Origin of the sequence: Micropruina sp. (genome assembly GCF_047606665.1) — a bacterium.
GTDB lineage: Bacteria > Actinomycetota > Actinomycetes > Propionibacteriales > Propionibacteriaceae > Micropruina.
In genome coordinates this window covers 25,001-46,555 of record NZ_JASGEF010000021.1, presented here as the reverse complement: position 1 = coordinate 46,555, position 21,555 = coordinate 25,001, and the positions used below count along the sequence as shown (strand labels likewise).

General features: G+C 68.8%; 22 protein-coding genes and 1 pseudogene. 9 read left to right on the top strand and 14 right to left on the bottom strand.

The window, feature by feature from the left end; translation table 11 throughout:
• The 5 genes from QM619_RS04870 to QM619_RS04850 all read left to right on the top strand — a co-directional run bounded on the left by QM619_RS04870 (window position 1) and on the right by QM619_RS04850 (window position 4,753).
• Complete coding sequence (locus QM619_RS04870; protein ID WP_415104877.1) at window positions 1-1,491, top strand: aminopeptidase P family protein; 1,491 nt, start codon at window positions 1-3, stop codon at window positions 1,489-1,491.
• Window positions 1,492-1,534: 43 nt separating this feature from the next.
• The gene (locus QM619_RS04865) at window positions 1,535-2,596 is read left to right on the top strand and encodes a magnesium and cobalt transport protein CorA (protein ID WP_415104875.1); all 1,062 of its coding nucleotides are present in this window, start codon (window positions 1,535-1,537) and stop codon (window positions 2,594-2,596) included.
• A gap of 22 nt (window positions 2,597-2,618) precedes the next feature.
• Window positions 2,619-3,935, top strand: a complete 1,317-nt coding sequence (locus QM619_RS04860; RefSeq protein ID WP_415104873.1) for a TrpB-like pyridoxal phosphate-dependent enzyme — start codon at window positions 2,619-2,621, stop codon at window positions 3,933-3,935.
• A 132-nt stretch (window positions 3,936-4,067) separates the two neighbouring features.
• Complete coding sequence (locus QM619_RS04855; protein WP_415104871.1) at window positions 4,068-4,331, top strand: AbrB/MazE/SpoVT family DNA-binding domain-containing protein; 264 nt, start codon at window positions 4,068-4,070, stop codon at window positions 4,329-4,331.
• Window positions 4,328-4,753: a PIN domain-containing protein gene (locus tag QM619_RS04850; RefSeq protein ID WP_415104869.1), complete on the top strand. Its 426-nt coding sequence runs from the start codon at window positions 4,328-4,330 to the stop codon at window positions 4,751-4,753. The genes QM619_RS04855 and QM619_RS04850 overlap by 4 nt, the downstream gene beginning before the upstream one ends.
• Before the next feature lie 74 nt (window positions 4,754-4,827).
• Here QM619_RS04850 and QM619_RS04845 read toward each other — a convergent pair whose 3' ends face one another.
• Window positions 4,828-5,232, bottom strand: coding sequence for a DUF2752 domain-containing protein (locus QM619_RS04845; RefSeq protein WP_415104867.1), 405 nt, complete (start codon window positions 5,230-5,232; stop codon window positions 4,828-4,830).
• A 97-nt stretch (window positions 5,233-5,329) separates the two neighbouring features.
• Here QM619_RS04845 and QM619_RS04840 point away from each other — a divergent pair, with 97 nt between their 5' ends.
• Window positions 5,330-6,472, top strand: coding sequence for an RDD family protein (locus tag QM619_RS04840; protein ID WP_415104865.1), 1,143 nt, complete (start codon window positions 5,330-5,332; stop codon window positions 6,470-6,472).
• Between the two features lie 641 nt (window positions 6,473-7,113).
• On the opposite strand, the pseudogene QM619_RS04835 reads toward QM619_RS04840, so the two are convergent.
• The 7 genes and pseudogenes from QM619_RS04835 to dapA form a co-directional block, all read right to left on the bottom strand.
• Window positions 7,114-7,614, bottom strand: a pseudogene (locus QM619_RS04835) (general stress protein); the annotation flags it as partial.
• 313 nt (window positions 7,615-7,927) lie between these two features.
• Window positions 7,928-9,082: an Mrp/NBP35 family ATP-binding protein gene (locus tag QM619_RS04830; RefSeq protein WP_415104863.1), complete on the bottom strand. Its 1,155-nt coding sequence runs from the start codon at window positions 9,080-9,082 to the stop codon at window positions 7,928-7,930.
• Window positions 8,977-9,705 carry a dTDP-4-dehydrorhamnose 3,5-epimerase family protein gene (locus tag QM619_RS04825; RefSeq protein ID WP_415104861.1) on the bottom strand — a complete coding sequence of 243 codons (729 nt, stop codon included), beginning with the start codon at window positions 9,703-9,705 and terminating at the stop codon, window positions 8,977-8,979. Before QM619_RS04825 ends, QM619_RS04830 begins: the two co-directional genes overlap by 106 nt.
• A 71-nt stretch (window positions 9,706-9,776) precedes the next feature.
• Window positions 9,777-10,367: a DUF1003 domain-containing protein gene (locus QM619_RS04820; RefSeq protein ID WP_415104859.1), complete on the bottom strand. Its 591-nt coding sequence runs from the start codon at window positions 10,365-10,367 to the stop codon at window positions 9,777-9,779.
• On the bottom strand, window positions 10,354-11,625 hold the full coding sequence (locus QM619_RS04815) for a magnesium transporter MgtE N-terminal domain-containing protein (protein ID WP_415104857.1): 1,272 nt from the start codon (window positions 11,623-11,625) through the stop codon (window positions 10,354-10,356). The genes QM619_RS04820 and QM619_RS04815 overlap by 14 nt, the downstream gene beginning before the upstream one ends.
• A 268-nt stretch (window positions 11,626-11,893) precedes the next feature.
• Window positions 11,894-12,280, bottom strand: a complete 387-nt coding sequence (locus QM619_RS04810; RefSeq protein ID WP_415104855.1) for a sec-independent translocase — start codon at window positions 12,278-12,280, stop codon at window positions 11,894-11,896.
• Window positions 12,281-12,422: 142 nt separating this feature from the next.
• Complete coding sequence (dapA, locus tag QM619_RS04805) at window positions 12,423-13,304, bottom strand: 4-hydroxy-tetrahydrodipicolinate synthase (RefSeq protein ID WP_415104853.1); 882 nt, start codon at window positions 13,302-13,304, stop codon at window positions 12,423-12,425.
• 230 nt (window positions 13,305-13,534) lie between these two features.
• Between dapA and QM619_RS04800 the strand changes: the two genes are divergently transcribed.
• Window positions 13,535-14,104: an O-methyltransferase gene (locus QM619_RS04800; protein ID WP_415105069.1), complete on the top strand. Its 570-nt coding sequence runs from the start codon at window positions 13,535-13,537 to the stop codon at window positions 14,102-14,104.
• 165 nt (window positions 14,105-14,269) lie between these two features.
• Here the strand turns inward: QM619_RS04800 and glgC are convergent, their stop codons facing one another.
• Entirely contained in the window at window positions 14,270-15,487 is a 1,218-nt protein-coding gene (glgC, locus tag QM619_RS04795; protein ID WP_415104851.1) for a glucose-1-phosphate adenylyltransferase, read from the bottom strand.
• 161 nt (window positions 15,488-15,648) lie between these two features.
• Between glgC and glgA the strand changes: the two genes are divergently transcribed.
• Entirely contained in the window at window positions 15,649-16,833 is a 1,185-nt protein-coding gene (gene glgA / locus QM619_RS04790) for a glycogen synthase (RefSeq protein WP_415105067.1), read from the top strand.
• Window positions 16,834-16,914: 81 nt separating this feature from the next.
• Here the strand turns inward: glgA and QM619_RS04785 are convergent, their stop codons facing one another.
• The 5 genes from QM619_RS04785 to dapE form a co-directional block, all read right to left on the bottom strand.
• Window positions 16,915-17,088 carry a DUF3117 domain-containing protein gene (locus tag QM619_RS04785; RefSeq protein ID WP_298131522.1) on the bottom strand — a complete coding sequence of 58 codons (174 nt, stop codon included), beginning with the start codon at window positions 17,086-17,088 and terminating at the stop codon, window positions 16,915-16,917.
• A 127-nt stretch (window positions 17,089-17,215) separates the two neighbouring features.
• Window positions 17,216-17,554 carry a DivIVA domain-containing protein gene (locus tag QM619_RS04780; protein WP_415104849.1) on the bottom strand — a complete coding sequence of 113 codons (339 nt, stop codon included), beginning with the start codon at window positions 17,552-17,554 and terminating at the stop codon, window positions 17,216-17,218.
• Between the two features lie 13 nt (window positions 17,555-17,567).
• Window positions 17,568-18,308 (bottom strand): TIGR00730 family Rossman fold protein, encoded by a 741-nt coding sequence (locus tag QM619_RS04775; protein WP_415104847.1) that lies wholly within the window; start codon window positions 18,306-18,308, stop codon window positions 17,568-17,570.
• A gap of 87 nt (window positions 18,309-18,395) precedes the next feature.
• Window positions 18,396-19,307, bottom strand: coding sequence for an LCP family protein (locus tag QM619_RS04770; protein ID WP_415104845.1), 912 nt, complete (start codon window positions 19,305-19,307; stop codon window positions 18,396-18,398).
• A 201-nt stretch (window positions 19,308-19,508) separates the two neighbouring features.
• Window positions 19,509-20,564 carry a succinyl-diaminopimelate desuccinylase gene (gene dapE, locus QM619_RS04765; protein ID WP_415104843.1) on the bottom strand — a complete coding sequence of 352 codons (1,056 nt, stop codon included), beginning with the start codon at window positions 20,562-20,564 and terminating at the stop codon, window positions 19,509-19,511.
• 57 nt (window positions 20,565-20,621) lie between these two features.
• On the opposite strand from dapE, the gene dapD reads away from it, so the two are divergent.
• On the top strand, window positions 20,622-21,551 hold the full coding sequence (gene dapD / locus QM619_RS04760; RefSeq protein ID WP_415104841.1) for a 2,3,4,5-tetrahydropyridine-2,6-dicarboxylate N-succinyltransferase: 930 nt from the start codon (window positions 20,622-20,624) through the stop codon (window positions 21,549-21,551).
• Window positions 21,552-21,555: the final 4 nt, after the last annotated feature.

The window sequence follows — 21,555 nt, the reverse complement described above, 5'->3', positions numbered from 1 at the left end:
ATGGCAGACGCCGCAACTCCCGCGGACAAGCGGCTGCCGAACCGGCAGACCCCGTTCTCGGAGCCGTTCAAGGCGTTCATCCCGCAAGGATGGGCGCCGTACTCCGACGAACTTCCGGACGCCCTGCCGGCGACCGCGTTCACCGCGGCTCGCCGGGCGGCGATCAGCGCGGAGTTCCCCGGCGACCGGCTGGTCATCCCGGCCGGTGAGTTGAAGCCTCGATCCAACGACACCGACTACCGGTTCCGGCCGCATTCGGCGTTCGCGCACCTGACCGGGCTGGGCACCGACCGGGAGCCGGGGGCGGTGCTGGTGTTGGAACCGACCGACGACGGCCACGACGCCACGCTCTACTTCAAGCCGCGGGCGCCGCGCACCGATCCGGAGTTCTACGCCGACGCGCGGTACGGCGAGATGTGGGTGGGCCGGCGCGAGTCGCTGGCCGAGATGGAGGCGCTCAGCGGACTGCACTGCGCGCCGATCAGCCAACTCGGCGACGCCCTGGCCAAGAACGCCGGCGCCACCCGTGTCCTGGTGGTGGCGGACGCCGATGCCGAGGTAACCGCGACGATCCAGGCACAGCGGGCCGAGGTCGGCGCCGAGGCTGATGCACTGGCCGACGAGCGGCTGAGTGTCGCTTTGAGTGAATTGCGGCTGGTCAAGGACGCCTTCGAGGCCGACGAGTTGCGTGCGGCCTGCGATTCCACCGCCGACGGCTTCGAGGCGGTGGTCGCCTCGCTGCCCGAGGCGGTGCGCCGGGGCCGGGGCGAGCGCTGGGTGGAGGGCGTGTTCGGGCTGTACGCCCGCCACGCCGGGAACGCGGTCGGCTACGACACCATCGCGGCGTCCGGCGATCACGCCAACACGCTGCACTGGATCGACAACGACGGCGATCTGCGGCCCGGCGACCTGCTGCTGCTGGACGCCGGGGTGGAGCGGGACAGCCTCTACACCGCCGACGTCACCCGCACCCTGCCGGTCTCCGGACGGTTCTCGCCGGCCCAGCGGAAGGTGTACGACGCCGTCCTGGCGGCGCAACGGGCCGGCGTCGAGGCGGCTCGTCCGGGCGCGAAGTTCGCCGACGTCCACGCCGCGGCGATCCGGGTGATCGCCGAGCACCTGCACGACTGGGGGCTGCTGCCGGTGTCGGTCGACGAGTCGCTCGACCCGGAGACCGGCGGCCACCACCGGCGGTGGATGGTGCACGGCACCTCCCACCATCTCGGCATCGACGTCCATGACTGCGCCCAGGCCCGCCAGGAGAATTACCGCGGCGGCCCCCTGAAACCAGGCATGGTGATCACCGTCGAACCGGGGCTCTACTTCAAGTCCACCGACCTGCTGGTACCCGAGGAGTTGCGCGGCATCGGCGTCCGGATCGAGGACGACGTGCTGATCACCGCCGACGGCTGCGAGATCCTCTCGGCGCGATTGCCGCGCGATGCGGACGCCGTCGAAGCCTGGATGGCGGCACTGCTTTCGTCGGGCTGAGCAGCGACGTAGCATTGCGGCGGCTCGGACAAGGAGGACCGCCATGACATCAGCCCCGAGCAACTGGGACCCCCCGGCCGCCGCCGTCGGCAGCACTCCCGCTGAGACAGGTTATGTTCCGCCGGAATGGACGTGGGCGCGCTACCACGCCGGACGCCGGCTGCCCTCGCCCGATCTGGAATCCGCAGTGGCGTCCGCCCGCGCCGGCGACGGCTACCTGTGGCTCGGCCTGCACAACCCGTCGCAACAGACCATGTCGAGGTTCGGCGAGCACCTGGGACTGCACGAACTGGCCATTGAGGACGCGGTCCACGGTCATCGGCGCTCGAAGCTGGAACGCTTCGACGAGCATCTGTTCTTCGTGGTGTCGACCGTCGCCTACCAGGAGCGGGACGCCGATGCGCCGCCCGAGATCGTCACCACCGGCGAGCTGATGGTGTTCCTCGGCGACTGGTTCGTGATGACGTCGCGGCACAGCGGACCATCCCGGATGCCCGAGGTCCGTGCCCTGGTCGAGCAGGAGTCGGACGACATGCCCCGCGGCCCGTCGCGGGTGCTGTACGCCTGCCTGTCGGTGGCGATCGACGACTTCGAGCGGGTCGCCGAGCAGATGGAGGACGACGTCGAGGACTGCGAGCAGCTGATCTTCGGCGACCGCCGCGAGCCCGATCTGGAACGCACTTACCAGATCAAACGGGAGCTGATCGAATTCCGGCGCCGGGTAGTCCCGCTCTGCGCGCCGCTGACCGCGCTCTACACCCGCGATTTCGGCCGGATTCACGCCAACGCCAAACCGTATTTCCGCGAGCTCGCCGATCGCGTCCAGGCCGTCCGGGAAACCGTGGTGGCCCTGGAGGATCAGCTCAGCAACATCATGCAGACGGCGCTGGCACGGGCCGGCTTCGACGACAACCGGGACATGCGGAAGATCTCCTCGGCGGTGGCGATCGTCGCGGTGCCCACCACCCTGGGCGCGATCTACGGCATGAACTTCGACAACATTCCCGAACTGCACTGGGGTCAGGGCTACTACGTGGTGATGGCGATGAACGTGATCGGCATGACCGTCCTGTACTTCCTGTTCCGCAAATTCAAATGGCTGTAGCGCGTCCGCTAGTGTCGCAGGAGTGACCGCACCTACGAAGACGAAGGTGGTCCTCGACGAGTCGAAGATCCCCACCCACTGGTACAACATCGTCGCCGACCTGCCCGAGGCACCGCCGCCTCCGCTGCACCCCGGCACTCGCGAACCGCTCACCCCGGACGACCTCGCCCCGCTGTTCCCGATGGGGCTGATCGCGCAAGAGGCCAGCACCGAACGGTGGATCGAGATCCCGCAGGAGATCCGGGACATCTACCGGTTGTGGCGTCCGTCGCCGATGGTCCGGGCCTGGCGGCTGGAGCAGGAACTGGGCACCACCGCGCGGATCTACTACAAGTACGAGGGCGCCTCGCCGGTCGGTTCGCACAAGACCAACTCGGCGGTCGCCCAGGCGTATTACAACAAGCAGGCCGGACGCGCCAAGCTGACCACCGAGACCGGTGCCGGCCAGTGGGGCTCGGCGCTTGCCTTCGCCTGCGACGTGTTCGACCTGGAGTGCGAGGTCTGGCAGGTCCGCTCGTCCTACGAGGGCAAGCCGTACCGGCACGTGCTGATGGAGACCTTCGGCGCCACCGTGCACTCGTCGCCGTCCGAGCTGACTCAGGCCGGACGCGCGCTGCGCGAGCGCTTCCCGGACACCACCGGCTCGCTCGGCATGGCGATCTCCGAGGCGATCGAGGTGGCCGCCGGCGATCCGAACGCGTCCTACTCGCTGGGCTCGGTGCTCAACCATGTGCTGCTGCATCAGTCCGTGATCGGCCAGGAGGCGCTGGTGCAGCTGGCCGAGTTCGGCGAAGCGCAGGCGGACGTCGTCTACGGCTGCGCCGGCGGCGGCTCGAACCTGGGCGGGCTGGCGTTGCCGTTCCTGCACGAGAACCTGGACGGCCGGACGACCACCCGGCTAGTCGCCTGCGAGCCGAAGGCGGCCCCGTCGCTGACCGAGGGCGAATACCGCTACGACTTCGGCGACACCGCAGGGATGACCCCGCTGCTGAAGATGTACACCCTCGGCCCCGATTTCGTGCCCGACCCGGTGCATGCCGGCGGTCTGCGCTACCACGGCATGGCACCGCTGCTCAGCTTCGTCAAGCACCTTGGCCTGATGGACGCGATCAGCATCAGGCAGCGCGAAGCGTTCGCCGCAGGCGTCCTGTTCGCCCGGACCGAAGGCATCGTGCCGGCGTCCGAATCGAACCACGCCATCGCCGGCGCCCTGCGCGAAGCCCGGCAGGCCGCCGAGGACGGCACCTCCCCGGTGATCGTGATCGGCGTCTCCGGCTCCGGCCAGCTCGACCTGCCCGCCTATTCGGAGTTCCTCTCCGGCGACATGCCCGACAGCTAACCCAGGGACGGTTCTCCCAGTCACCAGGGACGGTTCTCTTGATCACGCTGCGGCCGCTTTGGTAAGGAAGGCGATCCCTTGCCTTACGAACGGCTTCAAAGTAAGCTCCGAACCCCGATCGGAAGGGCGGTCATGTCAACGGCAACGCTGAGCAGCAAAGGGCAGGTCACCATCCCCAAGGACGTCCGCGACGACCTGGGCCTCACCACGGGCTCGAAGGTGATGTTCGTCAAGCTGTCCAACAACCAGTACCGGATCGTGCCCCGCACGGGCCACGTCAGCGATCTAATCGGCATGCTGCACGACCCCGGCTCCCAACCGCTCACTCTTGCTGAGATAGACGAGGCGATCGCGGACGGCGGCGCAGCCAGCGGCATGCGGGGGCTACGGCAGTGACAGCGGTAGCCGAACCACGGTCACGGCTCACCGGGATCGACACCAACGTCCTGCTTCGTGTGCTGCTGCAAGACGATCCAGTGCAGGCACCGATCGCCGCGCGGGTGTTCAGCGGCTTGACGCCCGAATCCCCCGGCTTCGTCACACAGGTGACTCTCGCCGAGACATACTGGGTGCTTGCTCGTGCGAAGCGGCTGCCGCGAGCGACCTGCCTCACTGTCATCCGCCGCCTCGTGGAGACCGACGCTCTGGAATTCGACGACGGAGAAAGCGTTGTCCGCGCACTCACCCTCGCCGAGGCGGGCGCCGACTTCGCCGACGCCCTCATCCAGGGCGCCATGGAACTTTTTGGAGTCGACGAGACCGTGACCTTCGACCGCGACGCCGCCGAACGCCTCGGCTGGACGTCACTGGACGCCTGACCGCGGGTCGCGGCGTCCGCACCGACGGCATGTGCCTTGCCTCACCCGAGAACGGACGCCGGCAGCCGTGCCGGCTATAGGTTGCGCCAGACGGCGAATACCAGCGCCACCGCGCCGATCAGCGTCCACCAGAGTCCCGGACGCCCGCGCAGGCCGCGCGGCGGACGGACGGTGCGTCCACCGAGCGCCTCCACCGTCCAGAGCAGCCCGAGGACCGTCAACACCCCCAGTCCGACGACCACGAACTGATTGCTGATCCAAGCGGCCGCCAGATCGCCGTGCAGCAGCGCGACACCTACATGGGTGCCGCCGCACAGCGGGCAGAGCAGGCCGGTCAGCGACCGAAACGGGCAGGGGACACCGATGCCCGCGGTAGCGGAGAGCACGCTCAGCCCGACTCCGGCCGCGCCGAAGGCCGCCAGCGAGCGCAGTCCGCGCCGGGCATCGAATGCCTTCACGGCGATCGTTTCGGACGACACAGCGCCATTATCTCCATCGGTACCCGGCGAGACGGCGGCGGCGGACTCGCATCGCCGTAGGATCGGGGCACCTGTTTTCAAACTCAGGAGCAACACCGTGAGCAATCAGACCTGGAACAACGACCCCAAGCCCGAGGACGCCGGCGATGGCCAGAACCCGGGCGGCTACACCCCGCCCGATCAGGCGGCCGCAGACCAGGGCGGCCAGGCGCCGGGCTACGCACCGCCCGGCTACCAGGCCCCGGCATCCAGCGGTGCCAGCGGCGCGGACGCCCCTGGCGGCTACCAGCCGCCCAACTGGGGCGCCGGTCAGCCGACCGCTCCGAGCGGGCAGAGTGCCTCGGACGCCCCGCAGGGCACTGGTTACACCGCACCCGGCTACAGCCAGGGCTATTCGGCCCCCAGCGGCAACAACCCTGCCTCCGGCTACACCACACCCGGCTACGGCCAGGGCTACTCCGCGCCCAGCGGCAGCAACCCGGCGTCCGGATACTCGGCGCCGGGCTATGGTCAGGCGCCGAGCACTCCCGACCAGAGCTTCGGCCAGACCCCGTCCTACGGCGCCCCGACGCAGGATCCCTACGGCCAGCCGCCCTACGGCAACGCGCCGCAAGGCGGCTATGGCCCGAACGCGGGCGGCTACGGCCAGTCGCCGTATGGCACACCGCCAGGTGGGTACGACCCGAGCGCCGGCGGCTACGGCCAGTCGCCGTATGGCACACCGCCAGGTGGGTACGACCCGAACGCGGGCGGCTACGGGGCATCGGGTCCGTACGGCACGCCCACCCCTTACGGCGGCTATCAGCCCAACCCGTACGCTCCGGCTGGCCCGGTGCTGGCCGGATGGGGGCAGCGTGCGCTCGGCGGTCTGATCGACTTCGTCGTCCCGGCGATCGTGGTCGCGATCATCGTCGGCCTGATCATGCCGAACGGTGGGTACGGCTCCAATGCGCTGTCCACACTGCTCGCGGTCGCATGGTGGGTGTACAACACCGGCTACCGGGTCGCCACCACCGGCTACTCATTCGGCCACAAGATCGCCAAGGTGCGCGTGGTGATGGAAGAGTCCGGCCAGACTCCGCCGCAGAACACTGCGATCGTGCGAGCCGTCGCACACCTGCTCGACGAGCTCATCTGCCTGATCGGCTTCCTGTTCCCGCTCTGGGACGCCAAGAAGCAGACCCTCGCCGACAAGATCGCGAAGACCGTCGTGATCGATGAGAAGAACGTGCAGCGCTGACCACGCTGACCGAGCTGCGATGGGCCGTCCCTGAGGGCGGCCCATCGCTGCGTCCGGAGACCTGGCGCCCGAAGACCCTTGATTCAGTACGGACGCCGTGAAACAGCGACCGATTCCGGTCGCGTTCCGCCTCAGCCGCCTCAGACCGTCACTGAATCGGTCGCCAGTTGACGAGACGGGACGCCAAGCGCAGACCTGAGAACTCGACGCGATCAGTTATCGCCGCGGGGCGTGCGTCCGTCCTGTTCGGACTGTGGTGCCTGGCCGATGCCCTCGTCGGCGTCGTAGTCGCCGTAGAGACGGTCGCCCTGATCGACGGACGCCTCCTCGGCATCGGGTTGGGCCGCGGGCTGTGGGGCCTCGGGATGACCAGGGACACCGTACGGCGGCTGCTGCACCGGATAGGGCGACGTGGCACCCGGCGCCGGCTGACCGGGATAGCCGGCCTGCGGATCGGGATACGGCTGACCGGGGTATTGCGGGACGCCCGGCTGACCGGGGTATTGCGGGACGCCCGGCTGACGGGGGTATTGCGGGACGCCCGGCTGACCCGGGTACTGCCCGGCCCACGGCTGCGCCGGATACGGCTGGGTCGCATACGGCTGCCCGCCATAGGGCATCTGGCCGGGCAGGTTGCGCGGATCGAAGGCGGCTGCCCGCGCACCGGGCATGGTGGCCAGCAGTTCGCGGGCCTGCGCGGCCACCTTGTGTTCGCACAGCACCTCGTAGCGGGCCGCGACCGTCTGGCTGATCGAGTTGAAGTCGCGCTTGCCGCGGCTGGCCGCGTAGCCGATCCCGGCGAATGCCATGCCGATCAGAATGCCGATCAGCAACGCGCCGGGCAGCAGCACGAGCGGATTGGCCTGCGGCTGCACGAACCACAGAATGAAGGTCACCATCAGACCGGTGGAGATGCCGCTCTGCGCGCCCCGCACCAGCACCGTCCGCCAGTTGCGGCGTCCGGTGACCCGCTCGACCGACTTCAGGTCGGTGCCGACGATCGCCAGGTTCTGCACGGCGAATTTGGCGTCGGCCAGGAAGTCCACGGCGGCCTGCGCCAGCTCGTAGCTGTCGTAGATGCCCACCGACTGCGGGTACTCCAGTTCGAACAGCGAACTGAGCCGGGGGTTGGGCTGGGTCATCGAATTCCTTCCATTCGCCGGGCGCCGAGTGATCGCCGGTGGGGACGCCGTCACCATTGTGAGCGCTAGGGAAGCGCTGATCAATGCTGTTCCGAGCGAGGACGTTCCCGGCGGGATGAGCTGCGACCCCCGAATCTTGTGGCCGTACTGGACGTACGGCGCAAGATCTGGGGACCGCAGATCGCCCGTCGGGTGCGCCGCAGCCGGGACATGATCGATCAGCGGTTCCCTAGGGCCACCGTAGTCATTCCCGGCGACATTCGAACCTATCCACCGCGGCTGTGCACCGGCTGGGAGGTTCCGCGGGAATCTCTTACCCCACCAGCGTCAGGTTCAGCGTGCGTCCGGCCAGCGACCGCCTGCGCGCGGCCAGCGTGCGTGCCAGTTCGGTGAGCGCCCGCGCACTGGGCTTGCTGGCGTCCGTGACCACGACCGGCATGCCGTCGTCACCGCCGATCCGCACCGCGGGGTCGAGCGGCACCTCGGCCAGCAGCGGAATCGCGTAGCCCAGCCGCATGGTCAGCGTGGACGCCACCTCGGCGCCGCCGCCGGTGCCGAAGACGTCCACCCGGTGGGTGCCCCCGCAGTGCGGGCATTCGGCGTCCAGGTAGCTCATGTTCTCGACCACCCCGATCACCTTCTGATCGAGCATGGAAGCCATCGTGCCGGCGCGCTCGGCGACCTCGGCGGCGGCCTGCTGCGGGGTGGTCACCACCAGCACCTCGGCGTTCGGCAGCTTCTGGCCCAGCGACAGCGCCACATCGCCGGTGCCGGGCGGCAGATCGAGCAGCAGGAAGTCCAGGTCGCCCCAGAAGACGTCCGAGAGCAGTTGGTGCAGCGCCCGGTCGAGGATCGGACCACGCCAGGCGATCACCTGGTCGCGGCTGGCCTTGAGCATGCCCATCGAGATCACCTTCAGGCCCATCGTGGGCACCGGCAGGATCATCCCGTCCAGGGACGTCGGGCTGGCGTTGGCCAGGCCCAGCATCTGCGGGATCGAGTGACCGTAGATGTCGGCGTCCAGCACCCCGACCGATTTGCCCTGCTCGGCCAGCGCCATGGCGAGGTTCACGGTCACCGACGATTTGCCGACGCCGCCCTTGCCGGACGCGACCAGGATCACCTGGGTGAGGTTGTTGGCGTCCGCGAACGGGATGGCGCGCTCGGCGATGCCGCCGCGCAGCTGACGCTTCATCTCGGCCCGCTGCTCGTCGGTCATCGCACCCAGGGTCAGGTTGATGCCGCAGACGCCGGGGACCGAGGTGACCGCGGCGGTCACGTCGTGCTCGATGGTGCTCTTCAGCGGACAGCTCGCGATCGTCAACAGCACGGTGAGCGACACCACGTCGTCGTCATCGACGGTCAGCGACTCCACCATGCCCAGCTCGGTGATCGGACGCTTGATCTCGGGGTCCACCACCCCGGCCAGCGCCTCCTGGACGGCGGCGAGCAGTTCGTTGTCGGGCATGCCGAGAACCCTACTCCGAGGCTCGCATGCGGCCGTCCGAGTATCGCGTCAGGCGCTCGCAGCGCCGCCAGCGTCTCGGCCAGGGTTGGCGCGGCGGCGTCCTTGGCGGACAGCTGGGCACGGTCGTCGGGGTCGACCGGGATGGGCCAGTCGATGCCCAGGGCCGGATCGAGCGGGTTCACCGAGCAGCCCGGCATGCCGGGTCGCCATTCGTTGTCGAAGCAATAGAGGTATTGATTCACGCCGTCGCCGGTGGGCTGGAACCCGTTGCACACCCCCTTCGGCACGAGCACCTGGACGCCGATCTCGATCGGCACGGTGACCACGGCGCCGACGGTCGGGGAGTCGATGCGGACGTCCACATAGGCGCCGAATACCGATCCCTGCACGACCGAGACGAGCTTCGTCATGTCCTCGCCGTGCAGACCGCGGACGGCGCCGCGCGCGGTCTCCGTGAGGTTCAGCTGCTGCCATGGACCGGCGTGCAGGCCCGCCTGCCGCATGGTCGAAGCCCGAAAGAACTCACGCACGGTGCCGCGCTCGTCATGGATCTGCTTCATGCGCACAACGAACAAGCCGGCGATAGCGGTGGTCTCGATGGTGAACTCGTCGATGCGAACCATGTGCTCACCGTACTGAGCACGGCCGGTACGAAAGGGACCGTCCCTTCGTACCACCCGCCCACTCGGACGGCTCAGCGAGGCGGGTGGGAACCGTCCCTACCGGCCGGACGCCCATCGCGGCCCCGGCCGGCGTCCCGGCTCGAGGAACGCCCGGCGTCCCTGGACGAGCCGCGGGGGCCCTCCTCGGCATCCTCCCCCTTGTCGAGTTCCTCGAGCAGATCGCGCAACTCGCCGCGGATGAAGTCGCGGGTGGCAAGGTCGCCGATCCGCATCCGCAGCGCGGCGATCTCGCGGGCCAGGAAGTCGGTGTCGGCACGTGCCTGGGCGGCCACCTCGCGGTCGTGCTCCAGGCTGACCCGCTCGCGGGCCTCCTGCCGGTTCTGCGCCAGCAGGATCAGCGGCGCCGCATAGGACGCCTGCAGCGACAGCAGCAGGGTGAGGAAGATGAACGGGAACGGGTCGATCCGCCAACTCCCGGTGGTAACCATGTTCCAGCCGATCCAGGCCACGATCAGCACCGTCATCCAGATCAGGAAGCTGGCGGTGCCCATGAACCGGGCGAAGCCCTCGGCGAAGCTGCCGAACACCTCGGCGTCCATCCGCACCCGAGGCAGCCAGCGGCGCTCCCGACCGGGCGTGTTGAGCCGATCACTGGTGGACACCGGTCACCCCCTCGCGCAGTTCGTCCAACTGAATCCCGCGCCAGTCGTTGGGCAGGATGTGGTCGAGCACGTCGTCCACGGTCACCGCACCCAGCAGCCGGCCCTCGGCGTCCACGACGGGCGCGCAGACCAGGTCGTAGGTGGCGAAGTAGCGCGACACCACGGCGATGTCGGAGTTCGGACTGAGCGGGGTGATGCCCTTGTCGACCAGGGACGCCGCCAGCGTCGACGGTGGCTCGCGGAGCAGCCGCTGAATGTGGACGCCGCCCAGGAAGCGTCCGGTCGGAGTGTCCAGCGGCGTCCGGCAGACGAAGGCCAGGCAGGCCAGCGCCGGCGGCAACTCCTCGTTGCGCATCCTCGCCAGCGCGTCCGCGACGGTGGCGTCTGGGGCGAGGATCACCGGCTCGGGGGTCATCAGGCCACCGGCGGTGGACGCGTCGTAGCTGAGCAGCGAGCGGACGTCCTCGGCCTCTTCGGGCTCCATCCGCTCCAGGATGTCCTCGGCCACCTCGGGGGCCAGTTCGGCGATCAGGTCGGCGGCGTCGTCGGGATCCATCTCCTCCAAGACGTCGGCGGCCCGCTCGGCCTCCAGCGACTGGATCACCTCGACCTGCTCGTCCTCGGGCAGCTCCTCCAGCGCCTCGGCGAGCAACTCGTCGTCCATCGCCTTGACCACCTCGGCGCGGCGCTGCGGGTCCATGTCGTGCAGCTCGCGGGCCACGTCGGCCGGCTTCATCTCCTGCAGCTCGGCCAGGATCTGGTCGGCCCCCTGACCCGGGCTCAGGGTGAAATCGGGCACCTCGTCCCACGGCACGATGGTGATGTGCGGCTTGGCGAACGGACGCCGCCGCGCCTGGTCGCGCAGCGCCACCTCACTGAGCTCCCAGTCGCGCTGCCGAGCCCGGCGAATGGCCAGGTCGTAGATGGTGAACGGCTCGGCGTTGCCGCGCCGGAACACGGCACGGTCGAACAGATCCTCGATGGCCAGGTTCTCCTGGTCGCGGCGCTCGAACCGGCGGGTGTTGACCACACCGGAGATGATCACCTGATTGACGTCGATGGAGTGCACCCGCTCCATCGGGAAGAAGATCCGGCGCAGCGCGAACAACTCGATGACCAGCCCCTTGACCCGCGGCGCCCGTTTACCCGAACGGTTCTGCAGCACCACATCGCGCACCTTGCCCACCTGGTCGCCACTGGCGTCCAGCATCGGCAGCCCCTTGATCCGGGACACGAAAATCGATGAGCTGGAGGTCACTGTGGGAGGTTACCCCGTCGGCCCCACGGACGTCCCGCACCTGCCGCACGTCGTCCTGGCGACCCTCGTCATCCCGGCGACCCTCGTGATCCTGGCGAGCCTCGTCATCCCGGCGACCCTCGTGATCCTGGCGAGCCTCGTCATCCCGGCGAACGCCGGGATCTCATCACGTGACGTCCCATCGAGCACCCGTGTCGACTCACGCCCGTGATCCCGGATCAAATCCGGGACGACATGCGAGTCCCATCCGGGCAAGATGGGAGCGAACCTACGTGGCCTCGGGGTCGAAGGGAGTCGGTGGGAGTTCCGTCGCCGGCTCGTCGGTCTCAACCGGGTCGGCCGAATCGGCGGCGATGGCGTCGTCCAGGCTGGTCCGGGCGCCGCGCACCTCGGCCGCGACCTCGTCCAGCTCGGCGGTGGCGTCGGCACCCAGATGCTTGGCGATGAAGGCCTTCGGGTTCAGATCGGACAGCTGCAGGTCGGCATATTCCGGCCCCAGCTCTTCACGCAGCCGGCCCTGGGCGTCGTTGGCGATCCTCCGGATATAGTGCAGCACCCGAGCCGCCTTGCGGGCGAGTTCGGGCAGTTTTTCGGGGCCGAACAGAACGATTGCCAACACGAGCAGCAGGACGATCTCGCTCGCGTTGAAATCCATGACTCACAGGGTAGTTCGCGCGGACCCGACTCAGCGCCCGGTGAGAATGGTGAGAGCAACGACCCGGATCGGGCCGGTCAGTCCCAGCCCGATCCGGATCCTTGTTCGCATAGTCATCACCCACCGCGCCGAGTGACTCAGTTCAGAGACCGGCGGCGTCCAGCAACGCCACGAATGCTGCTGCCTGGGCCTCGGACGCCGGCAGCAGCGGCGCGCGCAGCACCGCCGGGGTGAAGCCGCGGGCCGCGAGGCCGGCCTTGACCAGCATGCAGCCCTGTGTGGCGAAGACGCCCGTGAACACCGGCAGCAGCGCGGCGTTGTCGGCGATCGCGCCGGCCAGATCGCCGGACAGGAACCTCTCGATCATCACCTTCGTCCGCGCCCCGGTGAAGTGCGTCGAGGTGCCGACCACGCCGACACCGCCGACGGCGAGCAGCGGCAGCGTGTAGCCGTCGTCGCCCGCGTAATAGTCGAGGCCCGTCGCGGCGATCACGGCCGCCGACGCGACCGGATTGCCCTTGGCGTCCTTGACCGCGACGATCCGCGGATGGGACGCCACCGCGATCAGGGTCTCGGTCTCGATCGGGACGCCGGCCCGGTGCGGAATGTCGTAGAGCATCATCGGCAGCTCGGTGGCGTCCGCGACCGCGCGGAAGTGGGCGGCCACGGCGTCCTGCGGGGGCTTCGAGTAGTACGGCGTCACGACGAGGAGCCCGGACGCGCCGGCCTCCGCCGCCTGCCGAGCGAGCTCGATGGTGTGCCGGGTGTCGTTGCTGCCGACGCCGGCCACCACCAGGGCCCGGTCGCCGATCTCGTCGACCACGGTCGCCACCAGCTCGGCCTTCTCGGCGTCGGTGGTGGTCGGCGACTCGCCGGTGGTGCCGTTGATCACCAGCGCGTCGTTGTGCTGCTGGTCGACCAGGTGGGCCGCGAGCTTTCGGGCCTCGGCCAGGTCGATCACGCCGTCCGCGGTGAACGGGGTGACCATCGCGGTGAGCAGGCGACCGAAGCGAGGCTGGGACATGGCGGCAGTGTACTGGGGGTGTCTCGTCGGCCTACACACAGCGAGGGCTCCCGTGTCGCGGGCGGCCGGCTCGACGGCGCGCTCCGGGGACGTCCCGGCATGCCTTCGAGTCCTGGCGTGCCTTCGATAGGGTTGGGCCCGTGAGTCCTGCATCGCGTTCGGTCGCCAAGGCGACCACCCCATCCCCTTCCTGGGCATTCTCGGAATCGTTCGTCCCCGACGACGACATCATGCGGCTGGCTCGCGCGGCCAGTCGCCAGTTGGCCCTGACCCCGGCCAGCCAGGGCGTCACCTCCGCGCTGACCTTCCTGGCGCGCCTGATCGGGGCGCGCGCCGTGGTCGAGATCGGCACCGGCGCGGGCGTTTCCGGCCTCGCGCTGATCCGCGGCATGGCCCCGGACGGCATCCTGACCAGCATCGATCTGGAGACCGAGCACCAGGTCGCCGCCCGGCAGATCTTCGCCGCCGAGAGCGTCCCGCCACGGCGCGCCCGGCTGATCGCCGGATCGGCGCTCAACGTGCTGCCGAAGCTGAGCGACGGAGCCTACGACATGGTCGTGGTGGACGGCGACCCGCTGGAATACGTCGAGTACGTCGATCAGTCCCAGCGGTTGCTGCGCGGTGGTGGCCTGCTGGTGCTGCACCACGCCCTGTGGAAGGGGCAGGTCGCCGACACAGCCAACGAGGACGACGAGACCGTCATCATCCGCGAGGCGCTGCAGGCCGTCCAGGACATGCCGGAGTTCACCGCGACCCTGCTCCCCATCGGCGACGGCCTGCTGGTCGCCGTCAAGGCCTGACCACACCGCGAGGCGTCCGCCCGCTCCACGAGGCTCCGTCCGCCCGAGCCGCAAGGCCCTGCCTAACTACTTCTGCCCTCCCACATGTGGGAGGGCAGAAGTAGTTAGGCAGGGCTCTTTTCCAGCCGTGACAAGCCTGGACGCCGAACGGCCCTGTCCGAGGGATTACGGGCTGGGGATCGGGAAGCTCTTCGGCACCACGGTCAGACCGTCCTCGACGAAGAAGCCGCGCGCCCTGTCGTGTTCGGCGTCCACGCCGATCTCGACGCCGTCCGGCACGTGCACGTTCTTGTCCAGGATGGCCCGGCGGACTACCGCGTTGCGGCCGATCCGGCAACCCGGGAAGACGATCGACTCTTCGACCTTGGCCCACTTGTCGACGATCACGTTAGGCGACAACACCGACCGGTCGACGTCGCCGCCGGAGATGATGCAGCCGGCGCTGACGATCGAGTCCTCCGCCGTACCGCGCAGGGTGAACTTCGCGCCCGGAGCCTGCACCTGGTCGGTGAACATCGGCCACTTGCGGTTGTAGAGGTTGAAGTCCGGATCGACCGAGATCAGATCCATATGGGCGGCGTGGTAGGCCTGGATGGTACCTACGTCGCGCCAGTAGTTGATGTCGCGTTCGGTGGCACCCGGCACCGCGTTCAGGGTGAAGTCGTACACCCCGGCACGCCCGGCGTTGACGAAATCGGGGACGATGTTGCCGCCCATGTCGTGCTTGGTGTCGGACGCTGCATCGTCGTTGAGGGCCTCGACGAACGCCCTCCGGGTAAACACGTAGTTGCCCATCGAGGCGAACGACTCGTCGGGGCTGTCCGGCAGGGCCGGCGGGTCGGCGGGCTTCTCCAGGAAGGTCTTGATCTTCGCGTCGGCACCGGCATCGATCACACCGAAGGCGGACGCCTCCGAGCGCGGTACCCGGATGCCTGCCACGGTGCAGTCCAAGCCGGAATCGATATGCGCCCGCAGCATCTGCGAGACGTCCATGCGGTAGATGTTGTCCGCCCCGAAGACGACCACGTAGTCGGGATCTTCGTCGTTGATCAGGTTCATCGACTGGTAGATGGCGTCGGCGCTGCCCTGGAACCACTGCTTGCCGGTGCGCTGCTGCGCCGGCACCGAGGTGACGTAGCTGCCCAGCATCGGGGACAGTCGCCAAGTGACCGCGATGTGCCGGTCGAGAGAGTGCGACTTGTACTGGGTCAGCACGCAGATCTTGGTCAGGTCGGAGTTGACGAGGTTGGAGAGGACGAAGTCGATCAGCCGGTAGGTGCCACCGAACGGCACCGCAGGTTTGGCTCGATCGGCCGTGAGAGGCATCAGGCGCTTGCCCTCACCGCCCGCCAGGACGATGGAGAGAACGGTCGGGTTGCTCATGCTCCGAACATAGAGCCCGTTGCACCTCCGGGACAGCCCCGCGGGTGAAATTTCTTCGGCGCGTCGCCCGCCCGCTTGGGGAGACGCCGACGATTGTCGCGGACCCGCGAGCCCAGGACTCCCCTGGCGCGGGTGCGGTGTGCAACGATCCGTTCATGTCACTGCGTGTATCCATCCTCACTCGTGAGTATCCGCCGCACATCTACGGGGGCGCCGGCGTCCATGTCGGTCAGCTGGTCCCGCAACTACGCAAGTTCACCGAGTCCGTCGACGTCCAATGCATGGGAGAGCCGCGCGACGGCGCGACGGCGCATGCCGAGGACTACCCGGCCGGAGCCAACGCGGCCCTGCGCGTCCTGGGCGCCGACGTCTCGATGGCGGCCGCCATCCCCGAGGTCGACGTCATCCACTCCCACACCTGGTACGCCCAGTTCGCCGGTATCGTCGCCGGCCACTTCCAGGACGTGCCGCACGTGGTCACCGCCCACTCCCTGGAGCCCGACCGGCCCTGGAAGGTCGAGCAGCTGGGCGGCGGCTACCGGGTCAGCTCATGGATCGAGAAGACCGCCTTCACCCAGGCCGATGCCGTGATCGCGGTCTCGGCGGCGATGATCACGAACATCACCAACGCCTACCCGTCGATCGACCCGGCCCGCATCCATGTGGTCAAGAACGGCATCGATCCCGAAGAGTTCAAGCCGGACGCCAACACCGACGTGATCGACTCCCTCGGCGTCGACCGCGACAAGCCGATCGTCACCTTCGTCGGCCGGATTACCCGTCAGAAGGGCCTGATCCACCTGGTCCGGGCGGCCCAGCAGTTCGACGCCGACACACAGGTGCTGCTGCTCGCCGGCGCCCCCGACACCCCGGAGATCGCCGCCGAGTTCGACGGCGCGTTCGCCGAGCTGAACAAGACCCGCAGCGGGGTGAAGTGGGTGCAGGAGATGCTGCCGCGGGCGTCCGTGCGCCAGGTGCTGACCCATTCGACGCTGTTCGCCTGCCCGTCCATCTACGAGCCGCTGGGCATCGTGAACCTGGAGGCGATGGCATGCGAGATCCCGGTGGTGGCCTCGGCCGTCGGCGGCATCCCCGAGGTGGTCGTGGACGGCGAGACCGGCCTGCTGGTGCCCTACGACCCGGCGCAGGCCGGCGACCCGGAGTTCGTGAAGGGGTTCGAGGAGAAGTTCGCCGAGAACGTCAACACACTCACCCGCGATCGCGACCGGGCGCGCCGAATGGGCCTGGCCGGACGCCAACGCTGCATCGACGAGTTCAGCTGGGAGAAGATCGCACAGGAGACCGTCGAGGTCTACGAGAAGGCGATCGCCACCCACGACAGCTGAGTCCTCGGGCCTTCGCCCGGTCGACATGGCGAAGGCCCCCGGTGTGTCCGGGGGCCTTCGCATTCGCCAAGACGGTAGCGCTCAGGCAGGGTTGACGACGCCCGTCAACGCCTCCAGAAGCTCCGCCGCCTCGGCCGCGTTCATCTCGATGACCAGACGGCCGCCGCCTTCGGCTGGGATTCGCATGGCGATCACGCGCCCTTCCTTGGCCACCTCGATAGGCCCGTCGCCGGTCCGCGGCTTCATTGCTGCCATTGCTCACCCTCGTTCTGGTTGGGGACTTCCCAGCCCATTATTCCAGAACGAGATGGTCGATGCCCGGAAGCGGCCGTGGCCCGCCGCAAGGAACTCCAGGCTGCGCAACCGGGTCGTAGCATCGCTCTCAGGACTGCGGTTCCTCGGCGTCCGGGGCCCGCGTCGCCGCTGGGCCGGGGTCGGACGGCGTGACTGCGTCCGGAACCGAGCCGGGCATCACCGCGGACGCGGCATCCACCTGCCGGGCCAACCGGTCGAGCAACTCGTCCACCTGGTCCATCGAATAGCCGCGGGGGACGACGGCGAAGCGCAGCCCGCGCAGATCGTCACCGGTCAGCACGCCGGCCGGCACATGCGGCCGTGGCGTGTCGGTCACCGTGCCGGGCAGTTCGCCCAGTCGACCGGACGCCGCCACGGCCGCCAGGCCGAGCACCGCCACGGCGATCATCCACAGCACCCACTGCATGCTTGCGCTCCTCTCACGTCCCGTTGCTGGCCAAGCCGGCGCCGGTGACCCAGCGGATCGCCTCCGGGACGCTGTCGGTAATGGTCAGCAGGTCGAGATCGTCCTCGGAAATGTAGCCGTCGGTCAACACGGTGGAGCGAATCCAGTCCAGCAGCGGTGCCCAGAAGGCGGTGCCGAACAACACGATCGGGAACGAGGTCACCTTGCGAGTCTGGATCAGGGTGAGCGCCTCGAACAACTCGTCAAATGTGCCGAAACCGCCTGGCATCACGATGAAACCTTGCGAATATTTGAGGAACATCACCTTCCGAGCGAAGAAATAGCGGAAGTTGATGCCGAGCGTGACGTGCTTGTTGAGGGCCTGCTCGAACGGCAATTCGATGCCGAGACCGACCGATGTGCCGCCGACCTGGGCGGCCCCCTTGTTGACCGCCTCCATGATGCCGGGGCCGCCTCCGGTGATCGCGCTGTAGCCGGCCCGGGCCAGTGCCCGTCCGATCTCGACCCCGGCCTGCCAGGCCGGGGTGTCCTTCGGCGTCCGGGCCGAACCGAACACGCCGATCGCCGGGCCGAGTTCGGCCAGCGTGCTGAACCCCTCGACGAACTCGGCCTGAATGCGGAGAATGCGCCACTGATCGCTGTGGATCCAATTGGCGTCGCCCTTGCCGGACAACAGTCGCTGGTCGGTGGTGGTGTGCTGAACTTGGCCCTGACGCCGGATCACCGGGCCCTGGGTGCGTACGCGCTTGCTCACCTCCGTCAGCGTAGCTGGCCGGGCCCGCCGGACGCCGAACCCAGAGGTCCCGCGGGGCGGGCGAAAGCCGGTCGGCCGCGAAACCTCTCAGCGGACCCAGGCGTCCAAAGTGTCGGTGTTCAGCGCCCGCCCCAGGTCGGCGACCCGGCCGGAGTCGGGCAGCACATACCCGGTGCCGTCGGCGGCTATGCCACCGCCCGCTGTCGGGAGCTTGATACTGGCCGGACTGCCCTGGCTGGAGCGCAGCCGCAGGTCGACGAACAGTTCGATCATCGCGCGAGCGTCCAGGCTGGAATCCACCTCGATCTCGCCGGCCAACTGGCCCAGCACCGCCTTCACCGTGCCGGGATTGAGCAACGCCTTGCTGGTAAGCAGTCGCTCGACGATGCCCTGCAGGACCAGCCGCTGACTTTCGGCACGGTCCAGGTCGCCGGGGCTCGTGCCGCCCTGCCGGACGAAGGCGAGCGCCTCTTCGCCGCTGAGCGTGATCGGGCCCTTGGGGAACCGGAAGCCTTGGCTGGTCGCTTCCACCGGATTGTCGACCGAGATGCGTCCCAACAAGTCGATCAGCCGCGACATGCCCTCCAGCCAGGTCAGCGCCACATGGTCGATGCGAATGTCGAGCAGACCCTCGACCGACTTCACCACGGCCGCCGCGCCCCCCTCGGCATAGTGCCGGCTCAGCCGGCGGAGGCTCCCGTCGGCGGCCGTCACCATCAGGTTGCGCGGCAGAGACACCACATCCACCCGATTGCGGCCACCGTTGACGTGCACGATCAGCAACACGTTGGCTTCGCTTCCTACCGCATGCGAGTCGGTCCCGATCAGCAGCAGGTTGAGCGACCCCGGCACACCCGTGCTGACGATGGCGTCCCGCGCCGGCAGCAACGACGGGTTGCGCGCGATGCCGGACACCGAAAGCCACAACGAGCCGATCGCGGCACCCGCCACGATGGCAGCGGCAAGCAGGCCTGCGAGCACCCCGGTGCCCACACGCATAAGCAGTCGGACTATCGGCCTGCGCGGCCGCGTCCGGGAATAGACAAGAAGTTCGCTGATGGTCCGATCCCCCCGGCTCGGCTCATTCGTTACGCCATGGTTCCCACCCCCGAGGGAACCTTGATGAGGGCCAGCCTACACGGTGCGCCGGAAATGCGCGGAACCGGGCGGGGTAAGAGGTTCCGCGCGTGCCCCGGAATGTCAGTTCAGCCAGCGCAGCAGGGCGTCGCGGCAGGTGAACAGGTCGGCGACCGGACAGAACTCATCGTCGGCGTGCGCCTTGGACGGGTTACCGGGGCCGAAGTTCACCGCCGGAATGCCGAGGGCGGAGAACCGGGCGACGTCCGTCCAGCCGAATTTGGCGGACGGCTCGCCGCCCACCGCGGCCAGGAAGGCGGCCGCGGCGGGACGGTCCAGGCCGGGCCGGGCGCCGGCGGCGGCATCGGTGAAGGTGAGCTGGTAGCCGTCCAGCACCTCACGGCAGTAGGCCTTCGCCTGCTCGACACTTCGATGCGGCGCGAACCGGTAGTTGACCGTGATGGTGCAACGGTCGGGAATCACGTTGCCGGCGATGCCGCCCTCGATCGCGACCGCATTGAGCCCCTCGTGGTAGCGCAATCCGTCGACCTCGGGTTGCTCGGGGACGTGGTCGCGGAGCCGCTCCAGGACGTCCGATGCGTCGTGAATGGCGTTGTGACCCATCCAGGCGCGCGCCGAGTGCGCGGCGCGTCCAGTGGTGGTCACGGTGAACCGCAAGGTGCCCTGGCAGCCGCCCTCGACGGTGGCGCTGGTCGGTTCCATCAGGACGGCGAAGTTGCCGGCCAACAGCTCCGGCCGGGTGGCGGCGATCCGGGTCAGCGAGTTCGCCGCGGATTCGACCTCTTCGTGGTCGTAGAAGATCCAGGTGAGGTCGCTGGACGGCGCGTCGAGCGCGACCGCGCAGGCCAGCATGACCGCCACCCCGCCCTTCATGTCGCAGGTGCCCCGGCCGTAGACCAGATCGTCCTCGACCCAGGACGGCAGGTTGCCGGCGATCGGCACGGTGTCCAGGTGGCCGGCGATCACGACCCGTTGCCGGCGGCCGAGGTCGGTGCGGGCGATCACGGTGTCGCCGTCGCGCAGCACGCTCAGGTGCGCGCACCCCCGCAGCGTCGCTTCGATCTGGTCGGCCAGTTCGCGCTCGTTGCCGCTGACCGATTCGATGTCGACGATGGCACGGAACAGGGCGACCAGGTCGCCGCGGGCATCGAGGGTCATGGGCCGAGCGTACCGGTGGCGTCCGACGTGTCGGAGGGCCCCGCTAGGCTGGCCGCCATGACCGACACCCGCTCCGCCTGGGGTTGGGGGCTGGCCAGTGTGCACGCCTCCGGCCAGGTTCTCGACACTTGGTTTCCCGACCCGCAGCTCGGCCCCTCGTCCGGCGCCGCCGCACCCGATCGGCTGGTGGCCGCCCAGACCCAAGACGCCGACCGTGGCGTGCGCACCGAGACCGTGCTGGTCGAGATCGACCTGGACGCCCCACCCACGTCGACCCCGGACGCCTATCTGCGGCTGCATCTGCTCAGCGCCCGGCTGGTCCGGCCCCGCGAGCTGAATCTGGACGGCATCTTCGGCGTGCTGCCGAACGTGGTGTGGACCTCGGCCGGCCCGTGTGCGGTGCAGGGCTTCGAGCAGGTCCGGCTGACGCTGCGCGTCGGACGCGGCCAACTCACCGTCTTCGGAGTCGACAAATTCCCGCGGATGGTCGACTACGTGGTGCCGTCCGGGGTGCGGATCGCGGACGCCGACCGGGTCCGGCTGGGTGCCCATCTGGCGTCCGGGACCACGGTGATGCACGAGGGCTTCGTCAACTTCAACGCCGGCACACTCGGTGCGTCCATGGTCGAGGGCCGGATTTCGGCTGGGGTGATCGTCGGCGACGGCAGCGACATCGGCGGCGGGGCGTCCATCATGGGCACCCTGTCGGGCGGCGGCAAAGAGATGGTCACCATCGGCGAACGCTGCCTGCTGGGTGCCGAATCGGGGCTGGGCATCTCGCTCGGCGACGACTGCACCATCGAGGCCGGTCTGTACGTCACCGCCGGCACCAAGGTCACCCTGCCGGGCGGCGCGGTGGTCAAGGCGCGCGAGCTGTCCGGACGCTCCGGGCTGCTGTTCCTGCGCAACTCGCTGACCGGCGCGGTGCAGGTGCGTCCGAAGGCCGGCGGCAGCTTCGAGTTGAACGCCGCGTTGCACGCGAACTGAGCCG